Source organism: Komagataeibacter oboediens (genome assembly GCF_003207815.1).
Lineage (GTDB): Bacteria > Pseudomonadota > Alphaproteobacteria > Acetobacterales > Acetobacteraceae > Komagataeibacter > Komagataeibacter oboediens.
Genome location: NZ_NKTX01000137.1, coordinates 1 through 2,958, shown reverse-complemented (window position 1 = coordinate 2,958; position 2,958 = coordinate 1). Strand labels below are relative to the sequence as shown.

The window sequence follows — 2,958 nt, the reverse complement described above, 5'->3', positions numbered from 1 at the left end:
TCCATGCGACCCCGTGGCCGCTATCGGCCCAGATTGAAACGTGTTGGCACAAATCGCGCCGGTGCGGCTGGTGGTGGACCAAGCATCAGGTCAGTCAGCGCCCATACCAGCGCATCGGCCCGGTCAGGTGATCGCGCGCCCTCAAACCCCGACATGGAGAATTGGCAAAGTTGGTCCTCAAGATCAGGAAACCGGCCATGATGCGTAACCTTGCCCTGCTCATAAAGCGCGGCCACCGGTTCAGCCCGGGCAAACTTGCCGCGTGAGGCCGTGACTAGTGTGACCGGCGCCGTGGCACGGGCTGCGCGGATCGTGCTTTCGACCATCGCGCCGCCGAAATTCTTTTCAGCCACGATCCGGTCGCCCTTCCACAGATCCAGAGCATCCAGTGCGATCTTGGCCCAACCAGCAGGCCCAGCGCGGCATGACAGGTCGGCCAGCACATGGCCGTTGCCGTCCGTATCCACACCGCAGACCGATATGCCTATCTCATCCGAGCGATAATCTTCCGGACCGGAACACCCCGATGGATCGACCGCAACAACGATACGCCGCATGCGCGCCAGCACGGCGGCACGGTTGGCATCGGTTATCGCGGCCTCGCGCCTGATACGGTCCAGCGTCCAGAGCGCGCCCTCGATTGCAGTCTGGTAATTGCCGAACAGGAAGCGTTGGCGTTCCTTTTCCGGCAGGCTTTCAAGCTGCTTCAGGTATTCAGGCGACAGGTTGGACCGGTTACTGTCCGGGTTGATCTGCATGGTCGCGTAATCGGCAGGGTCCGGCAGCGGTTCGCCTGATTTTGGCTCAACGTGCCGTTCGAATAGGCTGTAGAGCCAGTGCGAAGTCGTGGGCGGGTTGGCGTCGATATATTCCTTGACGCTCAGGATCGACTTTTGCGCTAGCCGTGTCAGCAGCATGTTCCGCGCGCCGTAACCAATCTGGCTAGCTTCGTTCAGATAGACCGTGGCGAACTCGAGGCCGAGGATCTTCTCAGTGCGGTCGGAACTGTCGAGGCCGTGGAACAGGATTTCGGACCCGTTCGGCAGCGTGACATACCAGTCCGTGCGGTTCAGGTTGTAGGGCACGTCCGGAAAACACAGGCGCATCACCTTGGGGAAGGTGTCCCCGATGATGGAGTGTTTCAGGGCATTGAACCGGTGCCGGAAAATGCCGTGCCGCGTGCCCGGCGCCTTAGCCGCCCGGATGACCAGCGCGCGGATCAGAAGGAACGTCTTGCCAGATCTGGAACCACCCCGCAGCAGGATGTGTGTGGCAGGACTGCCCAGCAGCCGGTTTGCCTCTTGCTGGGCCGGGTTCAGCTTGGCGATCATTACAGTGCGTCGTCGTCCGATGTGATGTTCATGGTGATGTTGCCGCTCTGCTGCACATCATAGCGTTCGCGGAATTTCTCGGGCCGGTGCGCCTTGAGCAGCAGCGTCGTCAACGCATCGCTGTATTTCTTCTGCTTGAGCGGCTCCCCAGTTACCGGATCGCGCACTATCTGCCCCATGGAAATCACATACTCTTCGTGGCCATCGACGGCGCGGCGGCGCGCTTCCGCTTCAAGGGCGTCTGTCGCCTCATCAATCGCATCGTCCCATGCGGCGGCAAATGCAGGATCTTGATCCCGCCATTCATGAACGGTCGTTCGCCCGACCACAGCAACACGAGCAGATTCTGATACGTTTGATGTTTTGCGCAGATGCTCAAGAAAAACCTCACGCGCATCGCGCGTAGGACGTGTTCGGCTCGTTCGCTTCTCAGCTTTAGCCGGACCCTTTCGCCCAGCCATACGATCCTCCAGGCATTATGTTGTGATGCACTTCCCGCCTTATCCCGGCCTACTTACGGGCTGACAGGATTTTCCCATGCCGACCAGCGAGGCTTTTGGGCACCGGTCGGTTAGGGAGGTCAGGATTTATCGGTTCCGTGCCAGAAACGCTGAAATGTCAGCCGCCCAAACTGGGCATGGAGCAGGGATGCCCGCATACGAAAAACCGCCCTTTTTAGAGCGGCTGATGTGTGCCGTTGCGGCGCATTTATTCCATGATGGAGCAAGTTACGCACATTCGCGGAAAAATTACAAGAACTATTTTTTTCGCCATAGATCGTATAGCGCGTCCAGTCCGTTACGTAGGTTTTTCGTGCACTTGCTAGGCAGTATCTGGTCCTCACCACAGACCGCAACGACATCCCGACGCTGTGCGGTCGTCAGGACACTCAGGGCCTCTGAAACCAACTCACGCGCATAGCTGCTGTTTTCCTGCCCGGTCAGATCGCCGCCGCGTTCGATTTCCTGCATGTCGTAGGTCTGCGTAACCCGCGCCCGGCGGGCGGAACGAAGCCATGCGCGCCGAAAGCGCAAACCGGCCCCATACTGCTGCGGAGTCATCGCACTGGTGGGTCGGTAATACAGCCTGTCCAACGCGCATTCCTCTGCCACCCGGCGGACGGTATGCTTTTTCGCGCTACGCTCGATAAGAGCGACTGCGTCCTGCACGATCTTGCGGGCGGTGGCGGCCGGTCCATCCGCACCGGGGTCAGGAGCGGTTCCAGCGGCAATCTCGCGGGACAACCGATTGTATCGCCGGTCGGATTTCAGGATCTGGGCTACGCGGTTGGCCTCTAGAGTTACCATTAAACCTCGCCCCCCTTCCTGCCGTCTGTCCCGATTGGCGCAACGACACTGATATCAGTCACGTAGACGCCAACAGTCTCCAGCCTTCTGGCAATCTCCATCGGAGACATATCGTCGCTGGTGAATGCGAGATTCCCGCGCTGAGAAATTCGCCTGACTGGAACATTACTCTTTTCGCTCACTTCTCCAACCTCCTCATAGCAGCCCTCGCATTCCGATGCGCCCGACAGTCACCCGGTGTCCCGGCTGAAAAATAGATCGCGCCACTGGTGTGGCCCCATCGAAGGTGGCCACCCCGCGACACGGAAACGGACCACCCA

3 protein-coding genes are annotated in these 2,958 nt (G+C 59.6%); all 3 read right to left on the bottom strand.

Translation table 11 applies throughout. The features are described from left to right. Nucleotides 1-20 precede the first annotated feature (20 nt). Nucleotides 21-1,331, bottom strand: a complete 1,311-nt coding sequence (locus CFR80_RS17485; RefSeq protein WP_181418271.1) for a phage terminase large subunit — start codon at nucleotides 1,329-1,331, stop codon at nucleotides 21-23. Beyond that, a complete protein-coding gene (locus CFR80_RS17480; protein WP_181418270.1) occupies nucleotides 1,331-1,792 on the bottom strand; it encodes a hypothetical protein in 462 nt (153 codons plus the stop codon). The genes CFR80_RS17485 and CFR80_RS17480 overlap by 1 nt, the downstream gene beginning before the upstream one ends. Before the next feature lie 297 nt (nucleotides 1,793-2,089). Further along, nucleotides 2,090-2,638: a hypothetical protein gene (locus tag CFR80_RS17475; protein ID WP_110507806.1), complete on the bottom strand. Its 549-nt coding sequence runs from the start codon at nucleotides 2,636-2,638 to the stop codon at nucleotides 2,090-2,092. Nucleotides 2,639-2,958: the final 320 nt, after the last annotated feature.